General features: G+C 64.3%; 22 protein-coding genes. 13 read left to right on the forward strand and 9 right to left on the reverse strand.

Going from position 1 to position 23,636, the window contains the following annotated elements; genetic code table 11:
* Window positions 1-2: 2 nt before the first annotated feature.
* The 3 genes from FJ936_RS08845 to FJ936_RS08855 are packed head-to-tail and all read right to left on the reverse strand — an operon-like array spanning window position 3 to window position 2,776.
* Window positions 3-776, reverse strand: coding sequence for a metallophosphoesterase (locus tag FJ936_RS08845; RefSeq protein WP_140792922.1), 774 nt, complete (start codon window positions 774-776; stop codon window positions 3-5).
* A 34-nt stretch (window positions 777-810) separates the two neighbouring features.
* Complete coding sequence (locus FJ936_RS08850; protein ID WP_015316498.1) at window positions 811-1,947, reverse strand: alpha-hydroxy acid oxidase; 1,137 nt, start codon at window positions 1,945-1,947, stop codon at window positions 811-813.
* Between the two features lie 25 nt (window positions 1,948-1,972).
* Window positions 1,973-2,776: an FCD domain-containing protein gene (locus tag FJ936_RS08855; RefSeq protein WP_015316499.1), complete on the reverse strand. Its 804-nt coding sequence runs from the start codon at window positions 2,774-2,776 to the stop codon at window positions 1,973-1,975.
* A 207-nt stretch (window positions 2,777-2,983) separates the two neighbouring features.
* Here FJ936_RS08855 and FJ936_RS08860 point away from each other — a divergent pair, with 207 nt between their 5' ends.
* The 4 genes from FJ936_RS08860 (at window position 2,984) to glcF (ending at window position 8,739) form a co-directional block, all read left to right on the forward strand.
* Complete coding sequence (locus FJ936_RS08860; RefSeq protein ID WP_140792920.1) at window positions 2,984-4,306, forward strand: DUF3422 family protein; 1,323 nt, start codon at window positions 2,984-2,986, stop codon at window positions 4,304-4,306.
* A gap of 156 nt (window positions 4,307-4,462) precedes the next feature.
* Window positions 4,463-5,959 (forward strand): FAD-linked oxidase C-terminal domain-containing protein, encoded by a 1,497-nt coding sequence (locus tag FJ936_RS08865; protein ID WP_140792918.1) that lies wholly within the window; start codon window positions 4,463-4,465, stop codon window positions 5,957-5,959.
* A gap of 238 nt (window positions 5,960-6,197) precedes the next feature.
* On the forward strand, window positions 6,198-7,403 hold the full coding sequence (locus FJ936_RS08875) for an FAD-binding protein (RefSeq protein WP_140792916.1): 1,206 nt from the start codon (window positions 6,198-6,200) through the stop codon (window positions 7,401-7,403).
* A 10-nt stretch (window positions 7,404-7,413) separates the two neighbouring features.
* Window positions 7,414-8,739 (forward strand): glycolate oxidase subunit GlcF, encoded by a 1,326-nt coding sequence (gene glcF, locus FJ936_RS08880; protein ID WP_140792914.1) that lies wholly within the window; start codon window positions 7,414-7,416, stop codon window positions 8,737-8,739.
* Between the two features lie 8 nt (window positions 8,740-8,747).
* Here the strand turns inward: glcF and FJ936_RS08885 are convergent, their stop codons facing one another.
* Complete coding sequence (locus FJ936_RS08885) at window positions 8,748-9,668, reverse strand: bifunctional 5,10-methylenetetrahydrofolate dehydrogenase/5,10-methenyltetrahydrofolate cyclohydrolase (protein WP_140715542.1); 921 nt, start codon at window positions 9,666-9,668, stop codon at window positions 8,748-8,750.
* 289 nt (window positions 9,669-9,957) lie between these two features.
* Window positions 9,958-10,704, reverse strand: a complete 747-nt coding sequence (locus FJ936_RS08890) for a L,D-transpeptidase (RefSeq protein WP_140660870.1) — start codon at window positions 10,702-10,704, stop codon at window positions 9,958-9,960.
* A 212-nt stretch (window positions 10,705-10,916) separates the two neighbouring features.
* Between FJ936_RS08890 and FJ936_RS08895 the strand changes: the two genes are divergently transcribed.
* A complete protein-coding gene (locus tag FJ936_RS08895) occupies window positions 10,917-11,555 on the forward strand; it encodes a DNA-3-methyladenine glycosylase I (RefSeq protein WP_140725614.1) in 639 nt (212 codons plus the stop codon).
* Window positions 11,556-11,566: 11 nt separating this feature from the next.
* Here the strand turns inward: FJ936_RS08895 and FJ936_RS08900 are convergent, their stop codons facing one another.
* Window positions 11,567-11,818 (reverse strand): hypothetical protein, encoded by a 252-nt coding sequence (locus tag FJ936_RS08900; RefSeq protein WP_140792912.1) that lies wholly within the window; start codon window positions 11,816-11,818, stop codon window positions 11,567-11,569.
* A gap of 248 nt (window positions 11,819-12,066) precedes the next feature.
* Here FJ936_RS08900 and hisS point away from each other — a divergent pair, with 248 nt between their 5' ends.
* The 4 genes from hisS to FJ936_RS08925 all read left to right on the forward strand — a co-directional run bounded on the left by hisS (window position 12,067) and on the right by FJ936_RS08925 (window position 17,427).
* Complete coding sequence (hisS, locus tag FJ936_RS08905) at window positions 12,067-13,572, forward strand: histidine--tRNA ligase (RefSeq protein ID WP_140660873.1); 1,506 nt, start codon at window positions 12,067-12,069, stop codon at window positions 13,570-13,572.
* 178 nt (window positions 13,573-13,750) lie between these two features.
* Window positions 13,751-14,869, forward strand: coding sequence for an ATP phosphoribosyltransferase regulatory subunit (locus tag FJ936_RS08915; protein ID WP_140792911.1), 1,119 nt, complete (start codon window positions 13,751-13,753; stop codon window positions 14,867-14,869).
* Window positions 14,866-15,561, forward strand: coding sequence for an ATP phosphoribosyltransferase (gene hisG / locus FJ936_RS08920; RefSeq protein WP_140792909.1), 696 nt, complete (start codon window positions 14,866-14,868; stop codon window positions 15,559-15,561). Before FJ936_RS08915 ends, hisG begins: the two co-directional genes overlap by 4 nt.
* A 93-nt stretch (window positions 15,562-15,654) precedes the next feature.
* Complete coding sequence (locus FJ936_RS08925) at window positions 15,655-17,427, forward strand: AMP-binding protein (RefSeq protein WP_141906388.1); 1,773 nt, start codon at window positions 15,655-15,657, stop codon at window positions 17,425-17,427.
* A gap of 7 nt (window positions 17,428-17,434) precedes the next feature.
* Here FJ936_RS08925 and FJ936_RS08930 read toward each other — a convergent pair whose 3' ends face one another.
* Window positions 17,435-18,979, reverse strand: coding sequence for an alpha/beta hydrolase (locus FJ936_RS08930; RefSeq protein ID WP_181763113.1), 1,545 nt, complete (start codon window positions 18,977-18,979; stop codon window positions 17,435-17,437).
* A 174-nt stretch (window positions 18,980-19,153) separates the two neighbouring features.
* Here FJ936_RS08930 and FJ936_RS08935 point away from each other — a divergent pair, with 174 nt between their 5' ends.
* Window positions 19,154-19,795: a class I SAM-dependent methyltransferase gene (locus tag FJ936_RS08935; protein ID WP_140725597.1), complete on the forward strand. Its 642-nt coding sequence runs from the start codon at window positions 19,154-19,156 to the stop codon at window positions 19,793-19,795.
* Between the two features lie 16 nt (window positions 19,796-19,811).
* Here the strand turns inward: FJ936_RS08935 and FJ936_RS08940 are convergent, their stop codons facing one another.
* A complete protein-coding gene (locus tag FJ936_RS08940; protein ID WP_140792903.1) occupies window positions 19,812-20,486 on the reverse strand; it encodes a TetR/AcrR family transcriptional regulator in 675 nt (224 codons plus the stop codon).
* Between the two features lie 103 nt (window positions 20,487-20,589).
* A complete protein-coding gene (locus FJ936_RS08945) occupies window positions 20,590-21,534 on the reverse strand; it encodes a nucleoside hydrolase (protein ID WP_015316515.1) in 945 nt (314 codons plus the stop codon).
* Window positions 21,535-21,636: 102 nt separating this feature from the next.
* On the opposite strand from FJ936_RS08945, the gene FJ936_RS30860 reads away from it, so the two are divergent.
* The 3 genes from FJ936_RS30860 to FJ936_RS08955 all read left to right on the forward strand — a co-directional run bounded on the left by FJ936_RS30860 (window position 21,637) and on the right by FJ936_RS08955 (window position 23,580).
* A complete protein-coding gene (locus tag FJ936_RS30860) occupies window positions 21,637-22,044 on the forward strand; it encodes a 2-oxoglutarate and iron-dependent oxygenase domain-containing protein (protein WP_246680434.1) in 408 nt (135 codons plus the stop codon).
* Window positions 21,971-22,642, forward strand: coding sequence for a 2OG-Fe(II) oxygenase family protein (locus FJ936_RS08950; protein ID WP_246680435.1), 672 nt, complete (start codon window positions 21,971-21,973; stop codon window positions 22,640-22,642). Before FJ936_RS30860 ends, FJ936_RS08950 begins: the two co-directional genes overlap by 74 nt.
* A gap of 80 nt (window positions 22,643-22,722) precedes the next feature.
* Entirely contained in the window at window positions 22,723-23,580 is an 858-nt protein-coding gene (locus tag FJ936_RS08955; RefSeq protein ID WP_141906390.1) for an ABC transporter substrate-binding protein, read from the forward strand.
* Window positions 23,581-23,636: the final 56 nt, after the last annotated feature.

Consider the following 23,636-nt stretch of genomic DNA (forward strand, 5'->3'; position numbering starts at 1 on the left):
CCTCAAGGTTCCTTTATCGACATTTCCAGGATGCGTTTGTCCGCGCCGTCCACGACGAGCGCGGTAAGCATGCCTGACTGCCAGGCAAGCGTGTCGACATTGACGCGGTTGGCCATCACTTCCGCCTCGGGGACCGGCGTGTGGCCATGCACCACGATCTTCGGGAGGAGACCGTCGTGATCGTGGAAGACGTCACGGATCCAGATCAGGTCCTGGATATTCTGTTTTTCCAGCGCAATGCCTGGCCTTATGCCGGCATGGCAGAAGAAGAAGTCGCCTGACGTCACCGAGAACGGCAGCGACCGCAGGAAGTCGATATGGCTTTGCGGCACGGCTGCGAGCAAGGCTTGGTGGCCCTTGCGCATGGCTGACTCGGCCTTGCCGAACCAAATGCCGCTGCCGTTGTTGATCGTCACCCCATAGGATTGCGCGGTCTGGATGCCGCCAAAACGGATGAAGAGCCCTTCGGGGTCGGGTGTCTCGAGAAAGTCGAGAAAGCCGAGGTCGTGGTTGCCGGCCAGCATCATGTTTCGCTGATCGCGTTCGCGCGCTTCGATCAGGAAGTCGATGACGCCCTTGGAGTCGGGCCCTCGATCGACATAGTCGCCAAGATGGATGATGCGCCAGTCCGCGACCAGGTCCCTGGCGATCTCGGCCTCGATCTGTCCGTGCATGGCGGCCAGCAGGTCGAGCCGGCCATGCACGTCGCCGATCGCGTAGAGACGCACGCCGTCCGGGCCGCGTGCGTCGAGGAAATGGATGCCGGGTTCCACCAAGGTTCTGGTATCTCCGTGGTCAGATGTCACGGCCTTAGCGCCGGAGTTGGTCCTTGCCCATGTCGGTGACCAGACGTTTTCCGCACAGCGCCAGCGTGATGTCCATCTCCTTGCGGATGATTTCCAACGCCTTGGTAACCCCTTCCTTGCCGAGCGCGCCCAAGCCGTAAAGAAACGGCCGGCCGATATAGGTGCCCTTGGCGCCCAGGCAGAGTGCTTTCAACACATCCTGGCCGGAGCGGATGCCGCCGTCCATATGCACTTCTATTCTGTCGCCGACCGCATCCGCGATCTCTTCCAGCGCCATGATGGAGGACGATGCGCCGTCGAGCTGGCGCCCGCCATGATTGGAAACGATGATGGCATCGGCGCCGGTGTTGGCTGCCATCAGCGCGTCCTCCTTGTCGAGGATGCCCTTGAGGATCAGTTTGCCGCCCCAGCGCTCCTTGATCCAGGCAACGTCCTTCCACGACAGGTGCGGATCGAACTGCTCGGTCGTCCATGACGACAACGAAGCCACATCGCCGACGCCCTTGGCATGGCCAACGATGTTGCGGAAGGTACGGCGCTTCGTGCCAGCCATGCCCATCCACCAGCCGGGCCGCACAGCGATGTTGGCGATGTTGGCGAGCGTCATCTTGGGCGGCGCCGAAAGCCCATTGCGGACGTCCTTGTGGCGCTGGCCGAGGACCTGCAGGTCGAGCGTCAGCACCAGCGCCGAGCACTTCGCCGCCTTCGCCCGGTCGATCAAATTGAGGACGAAATCCTTGTCGCGCAGCACATAGAGCTGGAACCAGAACGGTTTCTTCGTCACCGACGCGACGTCCTCGATCGAGCAGATGCTCATCGTCGAAAGCGTGAACGGCACGCCGAATTCCTCAGCCGCCTGCGCTGCCAGCATCTCGCCGTCGGCGTGCTGCATGCCGGTCAGGCCTGTCGGCGCAAGCGCCACCGGCATCGACACTTTCTGGCCGATCATGGTCGATTCCAGCGAGCGGTTGCTCATGTCGACCAGCACGCGCTGGCGGAACTTGATCTTCTGGAAGTCTTCCTCGTTTGCCCGGTAGGTGCTCTCGGTCCAGGCGCCGGAGTCGGCATAGTCGAAGAACATCTTGGGCACGCGCCGGCGCGCGAGATCCTTGAGGTCTGCGATGGTGAGAATGTCGCTCATGATGGTCCCCGCTTGATCGAATTAACTAGGAGCGGCTGCGCGCTGGTTCGCTGCCGCCGGTTTCCGAGCGCTGCCTTAGCCTCAGCCGCGACACGCGTTGCCAGTCGCCGCTGCGCTCGGCTTCCGCCATCGAGCGCTCGACATAGGTCATGTGGTCCATCGCCGCCTGGCGGGCGGCGGCCGGATCGCCAGCCCTGACCGCGGTGTGGATCGCCCGGTGCTGCGCCAGCAGCGCCTCTCGCGCGCCCGGCACGGTGAACACCAGCAGCCGGTTCTGGAACACGCCTTCCGATAAGAGGCGGTAGCAGGAGCGCAGCGTGTGCAAGAGCAGGATGTTGTGCGCGCATTCGCAGATCGCGTGGTGGAATTCAACGTCGATTTCCGCCTCGTCGTCGAAGTCGCCGGTACGATGCGCCTCATCCATGCGCGCCATGATGCGGTCGAGCAGGGCGAGGTCTTCGGGTGTGGCACGCCGTGCCGCGTATTCGGCGGCTATGCCCTCGACCTCGCGGCGATACTCCAGATAGTCCGTCACCGCCTTGCGATGCGTCGAGATCAGGTCCGCCACCGGCTTGGTAAACAACTGGCCGATAATGTCGGCGACATGCGTGCCGCCGCCGGCCTTGGTCGTCAGCAACCCACGTCCTTCGAGCGCCTTCAGCGCATCGCGCAGGATGGGCCGCGACACATCGAACTGACGCGCCAGTTCGCGCTCGCCCGGCAGCCGGTCGCCAGTGCGCAGCACGCCTTCGAGGATGAGGCTTTCGATCTGCTGCACGACTTCGTCGGCGGTGCGCGAATGCTCGATCCTGGAGAAAATATCGCTCAAAGGAAGCGCCTGGGGACGGAATGAATGTCGCGCAGATTAAAGCGTCTGTCGCCAACTGGTCAAATTATTTATCCAATTCGCCTGGTTCGGTCGATTTTCGCATCGCGCCGGCACGTCGCCTCGCGCTAAACTTTGCTGTTTACGTCCCTTGTCGATTGCCGCAAGACGGCACCATTGCACGAAGGGTCGAAACCAGGGGGACCAGACGTGTCGGACGAGACGTCCAATCTTGAATTCCAGTCGCGCAGCCAAGGCAGCGTCATGGGCTTTCCGGCGCATGAAGGCCGGCCCGGCGCGCTCGGCGAGGTTCATGCCCGTCCGCATCCACTCGTCGAGAAGCCGCGCGTCCTCGTCCAGCTCTCCTTCATGACCGAAGGAGGCTCCGCGGTCGACCATGCCGTGCTTTCGGAACTGTCGCGCCGCCTCGGCATCGCCGCCCCCGAGCGTCATGCCCGCCACCACGCCATGAAATGGGGCAAGGGCACGCTGCGCTGGGAGCGGCATACGGAGTTCTCGACCTATCTCTGGGAAGGACCGCTGGCCGAGAATGACCGGGGGCAAGAGGATTCGCCGTTCGGCAATGGCTTTTCGCCGCCGGGAACCGTCATCTCGGGCATCCGGCTCGAGATCCGCAAGTGGACGCAGGCGAACGAGAGGCTGATCGCCGGCTTCGACCCGACCAGCCTCTGTCACTCGCTCGTCGAGCGCGGCAGCGCGGCTATTGTCACCGACTTCCGCCAGGACGGCGATGGCATGACCCGCATGCTGGTGCTTGATCGTGGTCTGACCCCGGCCAGCACCGGCGCGCTGTCGCAGCGGCTGATCGACATCGAGACCTACCGCACGCTTGCCATGCTCGGCTTGCCGCTGGCGCTCACCTTGTCCAGCCGCGCCCGCCGCATCGAGGATCGCTTGGCACAGACGACCCTGGAAATGAAAGTTGCCGAGACCCGCGACAGCCAGACGCTGCTCGCCGACCTGACGGAGCTTGCCGCCGAACTGGAGGCTGATGCCGCTTCCAGCCTTTACCGCTTCGGCGCCAGTCGCGCTTATGACGGCATCGTCACTGAAAGGCTCGAGGCACTGGATGAGGAGCCAGTGCTGGGCTACGACACCTGGGCGGGCTTTCTGCTGCGCCGCATGGCGCCAGCCATGCGCACCTGCCGCTCGGTCGAGGAGCGCCAGGCCAACCTGTCGCGAAAGCTGACCCGTGCCACCACGCTGTTGCGCACCTGGGTCGATGTCGAGGTCGAGAAGCAGAACCGCGATCTGCTCGCCTCGATGAACAACCGCGCCCGGCTGCAACTGCGCCTGCAGCAGACCGTCGAAGGGCTCTCGGTCGCCGCCGTCTCCTACTATGTGGTGGGCCTCATCGGCTATGTCGCCAAGGGCGCGTCGGTCTTTGGCCACGCCTTCGCGCCGGAGGTCGTTACCGCCGCATCGGTGCCGGTCGCCATCCTGCTGGTCTGGTGGGGCGTGCGCAGGGTGCGACAGATGCATTCCGAGCCGGCGAAGCATCCGGCCGAATAGATCGCGCCAAGCTCCGAAGCGGGATGGATTGTGCAGCGGCAGATTGCCGCTGCGGAAGCCTTGCCTGCATCCGCCCCCGATACCATCAAAGCAAGATTTGCAACAAATGCCGCTAGCTGGTAAATCATCTTTACCAGTTGAGTGGAGAAAGCGCCGATGTCCGGCCTTGCCATGCCCAAGCCAGACGCCGAGACGCTGCGCCGGCGCAGCGAAATCGTCGCCGACATGCGCATTATTGTGCCGGGCGAGGGCGTGGTCGACGCGGCCAACGAAATGCGGGCCTTCGAAAGCGATGGCCTGACCGCCTACCGGCAAGTGCCGCTGGTCGTGGTTCTGCCCGAGACGGTGGCGCAGGTTTCCCGTCTGCTGAAATACTGCAACGACCGCAACATCCGCGTCGTGCCGCGGGGATCCGGCACTTCGCTGTCGGGCGGTGCGCTGCCGCTGGAAGACGCGGTTCTGCTGGTCATGAGCCGATTCAACCGCATCCTCGAGATCGATTTTCCCAACCGCATCGTCGTCGCCCAGCCCGGCGTCACCAATCTCGGCATCACGTCCGCCGTCGAGCAGGAGGGCTTTTATTACGCCCCCGATCCATCCTCCCAGATCGCCTGCTCGATCGGCGGCAACGTCGCGGAGAATTCCGGCGGCGTGCACTGCCTCAAATACGGCCTGACCGCCAACAATGTGCTCGGTATCGAGATGGTGCTGATGAGCGGCGAGGTGGTGCGGCTCGGCGGCAGGCATCTGGACGCGGAAGGCTACGACCTGCTCGGCGTCATGACCGGCTCCGAAGGCCTGCTCGGCGTCGTCACCGAGGTCACCGTGCGCATCCTGAAAAAGCCGGAGACGGCGCGCGCCCTGCTGATCGGCTTTCCGACCAGCGAGCAGGGCGGCCAATGCGTGGCCGACATCATCGGCGCCGGCATCATTCCGGGCGGCATGGAAATGATGGACCGGCCGGCGATCCATGCGGCGGAAGATTTCGTCCATGCCGGTTATCCCCTTGACGTCGAGGCGCTGCTGATCGTCGAACTCGACGGGCCGGGCGTCGAGGTCGACCATCTCATTACGGCGGTCGAGGCAATCGCCATTCGCAACGGCTCGACCACCTGCCGCATCTCGCAGTCCGAGCAGGAGCGGCTGAGTTTTTGGGCCGGCCGCAAGGCGGCCTTCCCCGCCGTTGGCCGCATCTCGCCCGACTACTACTGCATGGACGGCACGATCCCACGCAAGGAGCTGCCGCGCGTGCTGGCCGGCATGCGCGAGCTGTCGGAAAAATACGGTCTCGGAGTCGCCAATGTCTTTCACGCCGGCGACGGCAATCTGCATCCCCTGATCCTTTATGACGCCAACGTGCCTGGTGAACTCGACAAGGCCGAAAGCTTTGGCGCTGACATTCTGAGGCTTTGCGTCAAGGTCGGTGGCGTGCTCACCGGCGAACATGGCGTCGGGGTCGAGAAGCGCGACCTGATGCCGGAGATGTTCAACCAGGTCGACCTCGACCAGCAAATGCGCGTCAAGTGCGCCTTCGATCCCAATCATCTGCTCAATCCCGGAAAGGTGTTCCCGCAACTGCGCCGCTGCGCCGAACTGGGGCGCATGCATGTGCATCGGGGGCAGGTGGCGTTTCCCGATATTCCGAGGTTTTGAGGGACATGTTGTCGCTTGAACACCCCCCTCTGTCCTGCCGGACATCTCCCCCGCAAGGGGGGAGATTAGCAGTTCCGGCATCTCGCCGTTCAACAGACATTGGATGTTGGCGAAATCCGATGCGGCATCTGATCTCCCCCCTTGCGGGGGAGATGTCCGGCAGGACAGAGGGGGGTGTGAAGAAACGCGACCTATCACTTCTCGCCCGCTTTGCGGGGCAGAGGAAGGGCACGCGTGCATGACCGCCTTCACCCCCACCACTTCAGCCGAAGTCCTCTCCACGGTTGCCTGGGCGACGGCAGAAGAAGCATCGCTCGAAATTCTCGGCCATGGCTCCAAGCGCGGCATCGGCCGTCCGTTGCAGACCGAGCATACGCTCGACCTGTCGAAACTCTCGGGCGTGACCCTCTATGAACGCGCAGAACTGGTGCTGTCGGCCAAGTCAGGCACGCCGCTGGCCGAGATCGAAAGGCTGCTGGCTGAAAACGGCCAGCAGCTTGCCTTCGAGCCGATGGACTACGGCCCACTGCTCGGTGGCGAGCCGGGCAAAGGCACCATCGGCGGCGTGCTTGGCGCCAACCTGTCCGGTCCGCGCCGGCTGAAGGCGGGCGCCGCGCGCGATCATATCCTGGGCATCAATGTCGTCTCCGGTCGCGGCGAGGCCTTCAAGTCGGGTGGCCGCGTGGTCAAGAACGTCACCGGCTACGATATGTCGAAGCTGATGGCCAACAGCTGGGGCACGCTGGCCGTCTTTACCGACGTCACCTTCAAGGTGCTGCCTGCGGCCGAGACCGAAGTCACGCTCGCTGTGCGTGGCCTGCTCGATGATGCAGCCTGCGCCGCCATGGCCTTGGCCCTTGGTTCCAGCGCGGAAGTATCGAGCGCTGCCCATCTGCCGGAGCGCATCGCCGCCCGCGTGGCCGGCGGGACGCTCGGCAGTGAAGCCGCCACGCTGCTGCGCGTCGAGGGCTTTGGCCCGTCGGTTGCCTATCGCATCACCGCGCTGAAGACCCTGCTCGGCAAAGCCGGGCCGCTGGAGGAGATTTCCGGTGAGACCTCCAAGGCAATCTGGCGCGACGTGCGCGATATCAGACCCTTCGTTGACGGCAGCGAGAAGCCGGTCTGGCGGGTCTCGATGACGCCCGCTCAGGGGCACCAGATGGTTCTGGCCCTACGCATGCAGGCCGCCGTCAGTGCCTTCTACGACTGGCAGGGCGGGCTGGTGTGGCTGCGCATGGAGGAGGGCGATCCCGAAGCCACCCTGCTTCGAGGGCTGTTGCGGAAACATGGCGGCGGCCACGCGACGTTGGTGCGCGCCGCTCCCGCCCATCGTGTCGCGCTGCCAGTGTTCGAGCCGCAGGCGCCGGCATTGGCGGCGCTCAGCCAGCGCCTGAAACAGGAATTCGACCCGAAGAACATCCTCAATCCCGGCCGCATGGCCTAGGACATCAGAGATGCAGACCAATTTTTCGCCCGCCCAGCTTGCCGACCCTGATGTCGCCGAGTCCGAAAAGATCCTGCGCAAATGCGTGCATTGCGGTTTCTGCACCGCCACCTGCCCGACTTATGTAACGCTTGGCAACGAGCTCGATTCGCCGCGCGGGCGCATCTACCTGATCAAGGACATGCTGGAAAACGGCCGTCCCGCCGACAAGGAAATCGTCACCCATATCGACCGCTGCCTCTCCTGCCTGGCCTGCATGACCACCTGTCCGTCGGGCGTCAATTACATGCATCTGGTCGACCATGCTCGTGCTCATATCGAGGAAACCTACAAGCGGCCGCTGCTCGACCGACTGACTCGTGCCATGCTGGCTTTCGTGCTGCCCTATCCCCAACGCTTCCGCACCGCGCTCAAGCTTGCGAGGCTGGGCAAGCCTTTCATTGGCCTGTTCGAGAAGATTCCTGCACTGAAGCCGCTCGCCGCGATGCTCAAGCTCGCGCCTGCATCGATCCCGGCGGCCCCGCCGATGGCTTTACCGGATATCCATGCCGGGCAGGGGGCGAAAAAGGGCCGTGTCGCCATCCTGACCGGCTGCGCGCAATCGGTGCTTGACCCTGCCATCAACGACACCACCATCTCGCTGCTGACGCGGCTCGGTGTCGAGGTCGTGGTGCCACCGGGCGAGGGCTGCTGCGGCGCCCTGGTTCATCACATGGGGCGGGAAGAAGCCGCCCTTGCCTCGGCCAGGCAAAATGTCGATGCCTGGACACGCTCCATCGAGCAGGGCGGGCTCGACGCCATTGTCATCACCGCATCGGGTTGCGGCACGACGATCAAGGATTACGGTTTCATGCTGCGGCTCGATCCGGCCTATGCCGACAAGGCCGCGCGCGTGTCGGCGCTGGCCAAGGACATCACCGAATATCTGGCAAGTCTCGAGCTCCCTGAACCGGTGCGCAAGCCGGGCACGGTCGTTGCGTATCACTCGGCCTGCTTGATGCAGCACGGCCAGAAGATCACCCGGCAGCCGACGGAGCTGCTCGCCAAGGCCGGTTTCATTGTGCGCGAGCCGCGCGAGGGCCATCTCTGCTGCGGCTCGGCCGGCACCTACAACATCCTGCAGCCCGAGATTTCGGCCAGGCTGCGCGATCGTAAGGTGAAAAACATCGAGGCGACGGGCGCCTCGATCGTCGCCACCGGCAATATCGGTTGCATCACGCAGATCGCATCCGCCGCCAGCATGCCGGTGGTGCACACGATCAAACTGCTCGACTGGGCCTATGGCGGGCCGAGGCCGGATGGCATCCTGGATGAGAGCCTCGTCGCGGCGGAGTAGGCCGGGCGCTATTCCGCCGCAAGCCTGTCGGCCGTGCCGTAGGTCGCCTCGTAGAGCGCGCGCTGGCGGCTGAGCGCGACCATGGTATTGCGCAGCAGGATCGCCACCGTCAGCGGACCGACGCCTCCCGGCACCGGCGTGATCCACGAGGCCACTTCCTTGACGCTGTCGGTGTCGACGTCGCCGACGATGCGGCTCGTGCCGTCCGGTCCGACCTCCGAATTGATGCCGATGTCGATGACGGCGGCACCCGGCTTGACCATGTCGGCCTTGATCAGCCGCGGCTTGCCAACAGCGACGAACAGCGCATCGGCGCGCCGCGCATGGGCAGCGACCGACCGTGTCATATGATGGCAGACCGTCACCGTCGCGCCTTCGCTCATCAGCAGGAAGGCGATCGGCTTGCCGACGATTTCCGAATGGCCGACGATGACCACTTCCAGCCCCTTGAGGTCGAGGCCGGTTTCCTTGAGCAGTTCGACCGAGGCGGCCGCCGTGCAAGGTGCGAGATCGAGCTGGTTGTACACGATGTTGCCGATCGAGGCCGGATGCATGCCCTCGACGTCCTTCAGCGGATGCACGGCCGCCTGCAGCATCTTGATCGGGATATGCGCCGGCACCGGCCGCTGGATGATGATGCCGGTGACACGCGGATCGGCATTCAGCCCATGGATGGCTGCTTCGAGTTCACCTGAGGTGATCGTCGCGGGAAAGCGCCGTTCCTCGAAATCGATGCCGGCGAGTTGAGCCTTGGCACGCTGGTTGCGCACATAGACGTCGACGGCGTCGGTATCGCCGACGGTGATCGAGATCAGCTTGGGCGGAAAGCCCTCGGCCTTGGCAATGGTCGCGTCCTCGCGCACGGCGGCGATGATGCGCTGGGCAACCGGGCCGCCCCTGAGATAGCGGCTGTCGTCGGACAGGGACATGGTTCGAACCTTTGGTGGGGAAATTGTGCACTGCAATAGCAGAGCACGGCCCGGAAATCAGCCCTGAAAACGAAACACCGTGCCTCCGGGGCGACCTGTCGCACCGTGAAACGAAAAGGGCAGCCCGGTTACCCGTGCTGCCCTCTCGTGACTGGCCGTATCCCCACACGGCCCGTCCCCCGTTAACTCGTTGCCAGTCTAAGCACGTCTTCCAAAAGTACGCTATGACTTAAGGGCAACAGCGCGCCAAAACCTGCTCAGCACTGCTTAACCGGCTGATTCGCTGCCACTATATCACCTCGACGGTGGTTCCGACATTGACCCGCTCATAAAGGTCGACCACGTCCTCGTTGCGCATCCGGATGCAGCCCGATGATACCGCGCCGCCGATCGTCCAGGGCTGGTTGGTGCCATGGATGCGGTACTCGGTCGTGCCGAGATAGAGAGCGCGCGCGCCGAGCGGGTTTTCCATGCCGCCGGCCAGATAGGTCGGCAGGTATCGGCCCTTGGCCGCTTCGCGCTTGATCATCTCGGCCGGTGGACGCCAGTCCGGCCAGACGCGCTTGTTGGTGATCTTGTGGGTGCCCGACCATTCGAAACCGGGCTTGCCGGTGCCGACGCCGTAGCGCCGCGCTTTGCCGTTCTTCTCGACCAGATAGAGGAAATTCTGCGTGGTATCGATGACGATGGTGCCCGGCTTCTGGGCGCCGTCATAGGCAACTTCCTGCGGCAGGTAGACGGGGTTGATCTGCCGGCGCATGACCATGCGTTTGGCAGGCGCCTGCACAGCGGCCGTCTGTACGCTGTCGGGCTGTGCCGGCTGCGCGGTGCGCTGGCGCGGCTGCTGCTGCACGGCCTGTCGGTTCTGCCGCACGATTCCGGGCGCATGGCCGAGCTGCAGCACCCAGGGCGCGGAAAGGTCGGGGCTCACCATCACCGGCGGTCTGTCGGCATAACGGTCGTTGGCGGTTGAGGGTGTGACGCCGGCGGCAAACACAGCCACGGCGCCGAGCAAGGGAAACAGAACTCTTTTCATCGGGAACGCACCTTGATCGTCTAATACGCCGGGCAAGAACGCTCCCGGCTTGCGCGATCATTGGCGGCGAGCAGCAACCGAAACATGAATCGGAATGCGTAAAATGCGGTTCTGTCAGTAAACTCTTTGGTGTGGTTACCGCCCGGTTCAGGAATCTGGTAAAGCCACGGTAAAGACAGCGCGCAAGCGCGTTAACGGATGGATTTCTTGGGATGAGCAATGAAAACACCGGCCTGCTTGCCGGTCCTGACGGTGTCGTGCGCTGCTTCTGGCACGGCAATCTGCCCGATTATCTGGATTACCATGACCATGAATGGGGCCGGCCGGTGGCCGATGACCGCAGGCTGTTCGAGAAGATCTGCTTGGAAGGGTTTCAGTCGGGCCTGTCCTGGCTGACCATTTTGCGCAAGCGGGAGAATTTTCGCGAGGCCTTCGCTGGCTTCGACTTCGATAAGGTCGCCGCCTTCAACGAACGGGATGTCGAGCGCCTGCTCGGCAACGCCGGCATCATCCGCCATCGCGGCAAGATAGTCTCGACCATCAACAACGCCAAACGCGCCCGCGCGATGGTGGATGAGTTCGGCTCGCTGGCCGCCTGGTTCTGGAAGTTCGAACCCGGCAAGGAGGAGCGGCCGGAGATCGTCGACCTCGCCCATCTGCGCGCCAACCCGACCAGCGCGGTTTCCGTTCGGATTTCGAAGGACCTGAAAAAGCGCGGCTGGACTTTCGTCGGCCCGACCACCGTGTACGCCTTCATGCAAGCCATGGGCCTGGTCAACGACCATCTCGAAGGCTGCGTGTGCCGTAAGGAGGTCGAGAAGCAGCGGAAGGCTTTCCAGCGGCCGAAATAGCCGGGGGCAGCTCAGGTGCCGTTGGCGCTGGCCAGGAACAGCCCGGCGACGATTGCGGCCACCGTGGCGACCGTCGGATAGATCACCAGCAGACCGGTCACCAACGCGTCGCGCAGGGAAGGATCCTTGCTGGTGCCTGCCGGCACATCGAACGGCCTGGCAGCCCGGCCAACCATTTGCGGTGCATGGGTGCCCGCCGCGCGCAGGCGCGTCGGCACTTCGCCGGCCTCGCTGTTGGCCTCAAATTCCGTTGCGCTGGTCATGTCCCGAACCTCTTCGTTTCGGTGCGCTATATCGGCCGCGATTGTGTCGGCACGATGCCGCGCCCGTGGCGGCATTGTTTCATTTCCGGCGTGTTTTTGTTTCAGGGGGTTTCGATTCTTCCTGATCTCGTCGGGTGCGCTGCCGGGCGCCAACCCTTGCCGCTCCCGGCTTCATCGGTTAGGAACGCGCGCTGTGAACGCGCTAGATTTGCCGCGTCACGAAGTCATGAACATCGGGTGCCCAGATTATGGCCGACAAATCGGAAAAGACGAAAGCGCGGCTGCCGCGCGGGTTTGCCGACCGCGGCGCCGAGGATATCCGCGCCGTCGAGAAGATGATGGCGACGATCCGCTCGGTCTATGAGCTCTATGGCTTCGAACCGGCCGACCAGCCGCTGATCGAATATACCGATGCGTTGGGCAAATTCCTGCCCGACCAGGACCGGCCGAACGAAGGCGTGTTCTCTTTCCAGGACGACGACGACCAGTGGCTGTCGCTGCGCTACGACCTGACCGCGCCGACCGCGCGCTTCGTTGCCGAGAATTTCGAACGCCTGCCAAAACCCTACCGCAGCTACCGTTCCGGCTGGGTGTTCCGCAACGAAAAGCCCGGGCCCGGGCGCTTCCGCCAGTTCATGCAGTTCGATGCCGACACGATCGGCACGCCGGGCGTCGCGGCCGACGCCGAGATGGCGATGATGATGGCCGACGTCATGGAAGCGCTCGGCATCAAGCGCGGCGACTACGTCATCCGCGTCAACAACCGCAAGGTGCTGGACGGCGTGCTGGAAGCGATCGGCCTTGGCGGCGAGGAAAATGCCGGCCGCCGGCTGACGGTGCTGCGCGCCATCGACAAGCTCGACAAGCTCGGTCCGGACGGTGTCCGGCTTCTGCTTGGCCCGGGGCGCTGGGACGGCGGCAAGGAAGGCGAGGGTGACTTCGCCAAGGGCGCCGGGCTGAATGAAACGCAAGCCGAGGCTGTTCTTATGGCGACAGCGCGAAATGTGCAGGCGGGTCTGGATGCCAGCGTCAGCGGGAACGCGGTCTACCAGGAGGGCGTTGGCGAACTTGCGACCATCGAATCGTTGGTCCGGGCTGCCGGATATGCCGAGGACCGTATCGCCATGGATCGTTCCGTCGTGCGCGGCCTCGAATATTACACCGGCCCGGTCTTCGAGGCCGAGCTTCTGGCTGAAATCCCCAACGAGGACGGCCAGATCGTGCGCTTCGGCTCGGTCGGCGGCGGCGGCCGCTATGACGGTCTGGTCTCGCGCTTTCGCGGCGAGCCGGTGCCGGCGACCGGCTTTTCCATCGGCGTCTCGCGACTGATGACGGCGCTGAAGAACCTCGGCAAGCTGGACGTATCGGAAGTGATCGCGCCGGTCGTCGTGCTGGTCATGGACAAGGACACTGAAAGCCTCGGCCGCTATCAGAAGATGGTCTCGGAATTGCGCGCCGCCGGCATTCGCTCCGAAATGTATCTCGGCGGCGCCGGCATGAAGGCGCAGCTCAAATATGCCGACCGGCGCGGTTGTCCCATCGCCGTCATCCAGGGCGGCGACGAGCGGGCCAAGGGCGAATTGCAGATCAAGGACCTGATCGAAGGCGCGCGCATGTCGGCGGAGATCACCGACAATGCGGAATGGCGCGCCGCGCGTCCGGCCCAGGTGACAGTAGCGGAAAGCGAACTGGTCGCCGAAGTGAAGAAGATTTTGGCGGCGCAGGCCGCTGATCGCGCCAAGGGTGGCGCTTGAGCACCCCCCTCTGGCCTGCCGGCCATCTCCCCCGAAAAGGGGGAGATGGGATGTCGCGTAGGTTTTCGCCAATCTCCGATGTTGGGAAAAACGTGCCGAGCCCGAAGCTGCCGATCTCCCCCCTTGCGGGGGAGATGGCCGGCAGGCCAGAGGGGGGTGCCTCGCGCCCAACCTGTCTATGACCTCCCGCCCCGCCATCGCCACCGACATCATCACCCTCTTCGCCAACCGCAACACACATGCCGTCGAAGTCGCGGTGCTGCAGCCGGCCGATCCCTTCCTCGACATGGCCGGCGAGGATCTGCGCCGCCGCATTTTCCTGACCGAAAGCGAAACCGGGCAGACGCTCTGCCTGCGGCCCGAATTCACCATTCCCGTCTGCCTCGACCACATAGCCAGCCAGGCCGGCACGCCGCGCCGCTATTCCTATCTGGGCGAAGTGTTTCGCCAGCGCCGCGAGGGCGGCAATGAGTTCTTCCAGGCCGGCATCGAGGATCTCGGCGACGGCGACACGGCCGAAGCCGATGCCCGTTCGGTCGCCGACGCGCATGCGCTCCTGTCGCTGGTGCTGCCCGGCCAGCCGCTGGCGGTCACGCTTGGCGACCAGGCGATTTTCGAGGCGGTGCTGGCGGCGCTCGGCTTGCCGCGCGGCTGGCGCATGCGGCTGGCCCGCGCCTTCGGCTCGGCGCCTATGCTGGAGACAGCACTCGCCGATCTCGCCAACCCGCCGCGCAACAGCCAGCTCTCCGGGCCGGTCGCGGCGCTTGTCCTCGATGGCGATCTGGACCGTCTTTCCCAGCATATTGCCGGCGGCATGGAGGAAGCCGGCTTGTCGGCATCGGCCGGGCGCGCGCCGTCGGATATTGCGCGGCGGCTGATCGAGAAAGCTGAGTTGCGCAGCGTGCGGCTGTCGAACGAGGCTTTCGCGGCGCTGAAAGATTTTCTGGCGATCGACGTGGCGCTCGATGGCGCGGCCCAGGCATTGGAAACCTTCGCGGCCGGCGCCGGACTTTCGCTGGGTGCGGCGCTGGAAACATTCTCGGCCCGCGCCAAGGCGATCGAGGCGCATGGCTTGCCCTCCGAAAAAATCCGCTACGACGCCGCTTTCGGCCGTCCGCTCGACTACTACACCGGTGTCGTCTTCGAAATCGCGGCCGCCGACGGCGAGCGCGCCTTGGCCGGTGGCGGGCGCTACGACCGGTTGCTGACGCTGCTCGGTGCCAAGACCGCGATCCCCGGCGTCGGCTTTTCGGTCTGGCTCGACCGCATCGAGGCGTTGCGGGGGGCGGCATCATGATCACGCTCGCCGTTCCCTCGAAGGGTAGGCTCAAGGAGCAGGCGCTGGAGGTGTTGGCCAAGGCCGGCCTCGCCGTCAGCCTGCCCGGCGACGAGCGTAAGTATCACGCCCGTGTCGAGGGCCTGGACAATGTCGAAGTGCTCTTCCTGTCGGCCTCCGAAATATCGGGCGAAATAGGCCAAGGCGCGGTCGATCTCGGCATCACCGGCGAGGACCTGGTGCGGGAAAGTCTCGCCGACTGGGAAGCGCGGGCCGAGATCGTCGCCCGCCTCGGCTTCGGCCATGCCGATGTCGTGGTCGCGGTGCCCGAGATCTGGCTCGATGTCGACACGATGGCCGATCTCGACGATGTCGCCGCCGACTTCCGCCAGCGCCATGGCCGCAGGCTGCGGATTGCCACCAAATACTGGCGGCTGACCCAGCAGTTCTTCTCCCAAAAGCACGGCATTCAGGTCTATCGCATCGTCGAGAGCCTCGGCGCCACCGAGGGCGCGCCGGCGGCCGGCCTCGCCGACGTCATCGTCGACATCACCAGCACGGGCTCGACGCTGCGCGCCAACCATCTCAAGGTGCTGGCCGACGGCGTCGTGCTGAAGTCGCAGGCCTGTCTGGTCGCGTCGAGGAAGACACGTGCAGCGGCCGACGACGCCGTTTTGCGCGACATCGTCGCGAAAATGGCGGCGGTCGCGTAACGATCCTTCAGGGAAGGGGCTCCAGTACCATCGACGGGATTTCCAGCGTCCCGGCAGGCTGATAGGTTCGGCCAGTCTTGGGAGGAGACAGCGATGCCGGTCAATCTCGACGAGCTGAAGAATGCCACCAATCTGCGCGGACGCGGCGCGCGCGCCGGCAGCGTCTTTATTGCACCGGTCGATGGCAGGGCGCATGTCTCGGGCGACCGCAAAGTGCCGCTGCTCGACAAGACCATTCCCGCGCTGTTCTCCGACACCGTCGGCAAATACGGCACGCTCGATGCCGCCGTGTTCGTCGGCCAGGACAAGCGCTTCACGTGGAGCGAACTGTCGGACACGGTAGATGCACTGGCCGCCGGCTTTCTGGCGCTCGGCCTCCGGAAGGGCGACCGGGTCGGCATCTGGTCGCCCAACCGCTGGGAATGGCTGGTGACGCAATTCGCCACCGCCCGCATCGGCCTGATCCTGGTCAACATCAATCCGGCCTACCGGCTGACCGAGCTGGAATATGCCCTGAACAAGGTTGGCTGCAAGGCACTGGTGACGGCGGCGAGCTTCAAGACATCGGACTATCTCGCCATGATCGAGACTCTGGCGCCGGAGATCGCGACGGCGACACCCGGCAAGCTGAAGGCCGCGAAATTGCCGGCGCTCAGGATCGTCATCCGTGTGGGCGAGGAGAACTCGCCAGGCATGTTCAATTTCGGCGACGTGCTGGCCATGGCCGGTCGCGACGAGCATGATAGCCTCGACCGCATCTCGGAAGGGCTGAAGCCGGGCGATGCGATCAACATCCAGTTCACTTCAGGCACAACGGGCGCACCCAAGGGCGCGACGCTCACCCATCTCAACATCGTCAACAACGGCAATTTCGTCACCTCGGCCATCAAGCTCACTGTCGACGACCGGCTCTGCATCCCGGTGCCGCTCTATCACTGCTTCGGCATGTCGATGGGCACCATGGGTTGTGTGTCGAAGGGCGCGACCATGGTTTTCCCCTGCGAGGGGTTCGATCCGGGCCTGACGCTGAAAGCGATCGCGCAGGAGCGCTGCACCGGGCTCTACGGCGTGCCGACCATGTTTGTCGGCATGCTCGACCATCCGGAGTTCCCGACCTTCGATCTCTCCAGCCTGCGCACCGGCATCATGGCCGGTTCGCCCTGCCCGATCGAGGTGATGAAGAAGGTGGTGTCGCTCATGCACATGGCTGAAGTGACCATCGCCTACGGCATGACCGAGACCAGTCCGGTCTCGTTCCAGAGCAGCACCGACGATCCGCTGGAAAAGCGTGTCTCGACTGTCGGGCGCATCCACCCGCATGTCGAGGTCAAGGCGATCGCCGTCGACGGCGCCACCGTTGCGGTCGGCGCGCCGGGCGAGCTTTGTACGCGCGGCTATTCGGTGATGAAGGGCTATTGGGACGACGACGAAAAGACACGCGAGGCGATCGATAGCGATGGCTGGATGCACACCGGCGACCTCGCCACCATCGACGCCGAGGGCTATTGCAACATTGTCGGCCGCGTCAAGGACATGGTCATTCGCGGCGGTGAGAACGTCTATCCCAGAGAGGTCGAGGAATTCCTCTACCGCCATCCCAAGGTGCGGGAAGTGCAGGTCTTCGGCATCCCGGACGCCAAATATGGCGAGGAGCTGTGCGCCTGGATCGTGCTCAAACCCGGCCAGGTCGCCACCGAACAGGAGATCAAGGCGTTCTGCGCGGGCCAGATCGCCCACTACAAGGTGCCGCGTCACATCCGCTTCCGCAGCGAATTGCCGATGACCGTGACCGGCAAACCGCAGAAATTCCTGATGCGTCAGGCGATGGTGGAGGAGCTGGGGCTGGTGGCGCAGAAGACGGCGTGAGGCCGGATCAGCCGTGTCGCACAAGCGCGCCGATACCGTCGAGCAGCGCCTGCTGGTCGCCGACCCAGAACCAGTGATCGTCGCCATCGACCTCGATGAACCGCGCGCCTGGAATCTTGGCCGCTAGGAACCGCCCCGCCTCGATGCGCACGGCGCGGTCGCCGGAACGGTGGAGGATCATCGTCGGGGCGGTGACGTTTGCCAGGAGGTGACGGACATCGGTGTCCCGCAACGCGTCGAGCAGCCCGGCGACCGCACCCGGGCTGGAGGCTGCCCTGAGCAATCCGGCCCACCAGGTCCTCGCCTGGCGGTCGCCAGCGAGGCTCGGTGCGAAGGTGTCGATTTCCGCCGCGCCACCCCAGCCCGCCAGCAGCCGTTGCTTCCACAGATCATACTGCGCGATGGTCAAGGCGTGGGGATAGTCAGGTGCACGGCTGCCTTTGGCGAGCGAGCCCCACAAGACAAGGCCCGTCAGCCGATCGGGATGCTGGACCGCAAAACGGATACAGCCCGGCCCACCCTCCGATGCGCCGACCAGCAAGGCCCGGCGGCTGCCGGCCGCGTTCATGACCGCCAGAATATCCTGCGCCGTCGCCTCGACCGTGGGGCGGGCACCGACGCGGTCGGAAAGCCCCATGCCGCGCCGGTCGAAGAGGATCAGGCGACCCAGGCGCGAAACCGCGGTCAGCCAGGCGCGGCAACCCGGGTCTTCCCAGATACGCTCGACATGTGAAATGAAGCCGGGAACAAGCACGATGTCCGTCGGGCCGCTGCCAAAGATCTGGTACGCGATGTGGATGCCGCCCACCGCGACATAGCGCGTCCTGGGCACGTCCAGGGCGGCGTCCTGAGTTGGCTGGCTCAGCATGGCAAGCGTGGCGGGGTCCGGCGCTACACCGAGTTCGTCCCGCAAGAGCCGGATGCACGTGTCGATCTGCCGCTCGGCCGCCGCCCTGTCCCCGGCCGCCAGATGGGCACGGATCAGATGTCGGTGCGCGCTTTCGCTCAAGGGGTCGAGTGCCGCCAGCCGTGTCGCGTGAACGACCGCGCCGCGAGGCTGGCTGTCGGCGATCTTGGCGTCGATGAGCCGCTCCAGCGCCTGCACCAGCCGGCCACGCAACGTCTCTCGCCGAAAGAAGACCCATTCCTCGAATTGCGGACATTCCGGCAGCAAGAAGCCGGCGAGATAGTCGTCTTTGTAGATCTCGGCTGCCTTGTCGAGAGCGCCGGAATTGCAGGCCTGCTCGAAAATCCTGGTGTCGATCTCGGCGGACAACGCCGGGTGCAGGCTTAGCGAGACGCCTGTGGCGGCGATGATCTCGTTGCCGAACGCGATGCGGATTTTGTACAGCGTGCGCCGAAGGCGGGCGCGTGCGGCCTGCTCGTCGGCTTCCGGCCACAACAGCGTGGCGGCGACCTCGCGCGCCACCGGCCCGCTGGCCTCGGCGAGATAGATGAGGAGGGCTGCCGCCTTGCGCAGGGCGAGTTCCACCCGCCGGCCGTTCAAGCGGAACTCCGGAAAACCCAGAAATCGGAATTCCAATCGCTCCATCGATCCGACCACGGCCATGCAGGGACGTTGAGGGGACGCCGGCCTTCTATCCATTCCCACGACGTCGGGCCGATCGGGCCCGATCACGGGACTCCCTTGGAGCGAGAAATGTCACTGGTCAATACTCTCACCCGCCCTGTCGGTGCCGCCAACACACGGCAAGGAGGCTGAGACATGTGCCAATCCTGTCTCTCCTGGTACGCGCGCTGCATTGCTCCCTACCTCGTCCACGCCGGCTGTTCGGCCAACGCCTTCACGGACATGCGAAGGCGTCTGATCCCGCGGGCAGGGGGCGTCGTCGTCGAAGTCGGCTTCGGCTCCGGTCTGAACCTTCCCCATTACGACGCCGCCAGGGTGAAGCGGCTGGTCGGCGTCGATCCCGACGGCACGATGCTGGGCCTGGCCGAACCGAAGAGCCGTTCCCTGCCATTCGATGTCGACTGCATCAGGGCCAGCGGTGAAAGGCTGCCCTTGGCCGACAGCTTCGCCGACACGGTGGTCGTCACCTATGCCTTCTGCACCATTCCGGACCCCGAGGCGGCGTTGACCGAAATCCGGCGCATCCTCAAGCCCAAGGGCCGGCTGATCTTCATCGAGCACGGCCAGGCCGAAGGGCCGCATTGCCGCCGGTGGCAAGAGCGTCTGAACCTGATATGGGGCCGGCTCGCCGGCGGCTGCCACCTCAATCGCGATCCATTGCACCTGATCCGGACGGCGGGCTTTCATATCGTCGAAGCGCAGCGCGAGCGGTTCCAGCTACCCTTCTGGCAGTTGGGAAGTCACCATGCCGGCATCGCGATACCCCTAACGGGTTGACGGGATGCCTCGTCCGCTAACGCCGCCCGCGCCGTATTTCCGCCGGCCGTGGCGCCGAACCCGGCTCCTGCACCAGCGGCCCCAGCAGCACCTCGCCGAACAGTGGCTGGTAGCTGCGGCGCACCGCCGGGTCCTCCTTGAAGGACAGCGCATATTGCCCGATCTGGTGGAAATAGGTGATGCGGGCCCTGACCAGGCTTTCGTCCTCGGGATAACCCATGGCGCGGAAGGAGCGGGTCAGGAGTTCGATGCGCAGGTCATCGATATCCTTGACCTCCTGCGCCAGCTTTTTCGACGTTCGTGACCAGTCGCGCACGGCGAGGTCGAGCAGGGGACTAAACGGCGCCTCGTCGACCCAAACATGCACGATGTCGGTGAAGAACTGCAGGCCGTCTATATCCAGCATCTCGCGCATAGCCCAGAAGGGCTCGCAATTGATATCTCGCCATTCTTGCAGCAGGCCGTCGCGAAGATCGGCCAGGCTGGTGAAATGGAAATAGAAGCTGCCGCGCGTCACCTTGAATTGCTTGGCGAGGCGGTCGATCTTGACCTCGCCAATGCCGTGCTTCTCCAGCACCTTGCGCGCCGCTGCGATCCAGGCCTCGCGACTCAGCGTCTGCCGCGCCGTCTTCCCAGGTCCCGCGGCTTTGGCTGGTCTCTTGCCTTTGGCCGGGGCGCTGTCCGATTTCATCCGATCAAGACCTTCATCGCACACGCAACGCCCACAAAACCGTTCGCCGGCTCCGATGCGCTTCGCGACTCATCAAGTGTCCATCTATCGCGGAAGGCGCAACTCAGGGCAATGCGCTGATCCGCTCCAGCATGAGTTCGAAGAACGGCGCGGGATCGATGCGCCGCAGGACGTTGCAGTTCTTGCGCCGGCCGGTGACGTGCCACCAGTCGACGACGGTCATGCCGATTGTCTCAGGCGAGACAATGTCGACCGTCACCGCGCACTGGCGCTGTTCATAGATTTGCGGTGCCAGGAGATAACCGGTGACGCAGGCATCGTGGATGGGGCGTGCCGGCGTCTCGAATTTGTGGGTGCCATACTGGCGGTAGAAGTCGGCCAGGTTCGCGGCCTCGATCGCCGCGCGGCTGCCGCTTGCGCGCAGGCGGTCGAGCCACTCAGGCGTCATCAGCGCCGTGTAGGTGCAATCGATGCCCGCCATGGTCACCGGCGCGCCGCTGTCGAACACCTTGTGCGCGGCATGCGGGTCGACGAAGATGTTGAACTCAGCGGCCGGCGTCGCGTTGCCACCCTGGAAGAAGCCGCCGCCCATCAGCACCACTTCGCGCAGACGGGGCACGATCCTCGGCTCCATGGTCATGGCCATGGCCAGATTCGTCATTGGCCCGAGCGTGCAAACGGTCAATTCGCCTTCCGGCGCGTCCATGATGGTGCGCACCATGTAGTTCACCGCGTGTTCGCCCCGCAGCGGCGTCACCGGTTCGGCAAGGTCGGCGCCGTCGAGGCCGGTTTCCCCATGGACATATTCGGCGGTGATCAGCTTGCGCACCATCGGCGCCGGGCAGCCGGCATAAACGGGCACATCGGGCCGCCCGGCGAGTTCGACGACTTTCAGCGCATTCTTCGAGGTCAGGGCAAGCGGCACGTTGCCGCCGACCGTGGTGATGCCGACCACGTCGAGTTCATCAGGCGACCCCAGTGCGAAGAGGATGGCGAAGGCGTCGTCCTGGCCCGGATCGGTATCGATGATGATCTTGCGTGGTGCCATGATGCCGCGTCCTTCCTTTTGCGATCGAAAGCCTATTGATGAGGCCGTTCGGGTGTTTAGAAATACAGTACTGTATCTTATGTTCAAGACAGGGTGTTCGAAATGGATGCACAAGAGCGCGGCGATTTTTCCGAAATTCCGATCCTCGACGTTTCGCCGCTCTATGGCGACGACGAAGGCGCGATCAGGGAAACGGCAGCGACACTGCGCCGCTATCTCGAGACGATTGGCTTCCTCTATGTCACCGGCCACCCCATTCCGCGCACCGATGTCGAAGCGGTCCGCGAGGCCTCCAAGCGTTTCTTCGCCTTGCCCGAGGAGGAGAAGGCGAAGCTGAAGATCTTTCCGCGGCTACTTGCCCTTTGCCGGCTCGACCATCGTGACCTCGTCCGTGGCGGCCGTCAGCAAGCCGAACCAGAGCGAATCGATCTTCTTCATGCACGAGGTCGGCGCCGACGACCCCCGGGCCTTGGCCGGCAAGCCGCTGCAAGGCCCCAACCAGTGGCCTGACGAGGCCGCCCTTGCCGGCTTCAGGGAGACCATCGAGCGCTATGTCCAGGAGATGGGCACGCTCGCCCGCAAGATGGTGCGCGCCATCGCGCTTTCGCTCGGGCTGCCCTCCGACAGTCTCGACCGCTATTTCGAGCAGCCGACGACTTTCCTGCGGCTGCTGCACTATCCGACGCAGCCCCAGGAAGAGGGGCTTTTCGGTTCGGCGCCGCACACCGACTACGGCTTCATCACGCTGCTCGCCCAGGACAATGTCGGCGGCCTCGAGGTCAAGAACAAGGCGGGCGACTGGGTTCCCGCGCCGCCGGTTCCGGATTCCTTCGTCATGAATGTCGGCGACATCCTGGCGCGTTGGTCGAACGACCAGTTCGTCTCGACGCCGCACCGCGTCATCAACCGCTCCGGACGCGAGCGCTATTCGCAGCCCTTCTTCTTCGACCCCTCCATGGACGAGACGATTGCCGCACTTTCGGTCTGTGTGCCGGCCGGCACACAGCCGAAATACGAGCCAGTGCTCTATGGCGATTACCTGATGGAGCGCATCGACAAGAATTATCACTATCGAAAGAAGAAGGCGGCCGAGACAGCCGCTTCGTAAGGGACACCGAGCCCGTGCCGGCCACTGGCCCGGGCTCTGCCGGAAAGACTGCAAACAAGGACAAGAAAAGGGGAACAGCAATGAACAGATATCTGCGAATGACCAGCCTTGCACTGGCGCTTTCCACCACCGTCTGGGGCGGGGTTTCCAAAGCCGCCGACGTGCCGAAATCGGCTGAGGTGAAAGAGAGCGGAACGCTCGCCGTCGCCAACACTCTGGACTTCGCGCCGTTCGAATATCTCGACGCCGACGGCAAGCAGACCGGCATCATCGTCGAACTCGCCGGCGAGGTGGCCAAGCTCGTCGACGCCAAGCTCGATATCCAGCGCACGCCGTTCCCGTCGATGATCCCGGGTCTTGCGGCGGGCCGCTTCAAGATCGCCTGGGAGACCTTCTCGGCCACGCCGGAGCGCCTGAAGCAGGTCGATTTCATCATGTTCCTGAAGGCAGGGCTCGCCGTCTCGACATCGCCTGACAAGAAGGCGAGCTTCAGCGGCGACATGCCGCTCTGTGGCAAGCGCATCGGCGTCTCGGCCGGCAGCGCCTCGGATTTCCTGGTCGACAAGCTCGGTAAGGAATGCACCGACAAGGGCCAAAAGGCTATCGAGAAATCGGTGTTCAACTCCTCCACCGATATCGTCCAGGCCGTGCTTTCGGACCGCGTCGACGCGCGTATGGACGATGCCACCGCATCGAGCTATTTCGAGGTGACGAGCAAGGGCCAGTTGGTGGTCCTGCCGACGCTTTACGAGGTCGCGCCGCTCGGCATGGCGATCGCCAAGGACGACAAGCAGACCGCCGACATGATGGTGACGGCACTTGCCGAACTGTTCAAGAACGGCACGTACAAAGCTATCCTGGAGAAATACGGCATGGGCGCCTATGCGATCAAGGAACCCTACTTCGTCGGCACCATGGACGCGCTTCGCGCCGAATAGAGACCATCCGGCGCCTGATGAACGTCAGGCGCCGGCCCGCAAGCTGGAGACATCCG

It is taken from the genome of Mesorhizobium sp. B2-4-13 (genome assembly GCF_006658535.1).
In the GTDB taxonomy this organism is placed as follows: domain Bacteria; phylum Pseudomonadota; class Alphaproteobacteria; order Rhizobiales; family Rhizobiaceae; genus Mesorhizobium; species Mesorhizobium australicum.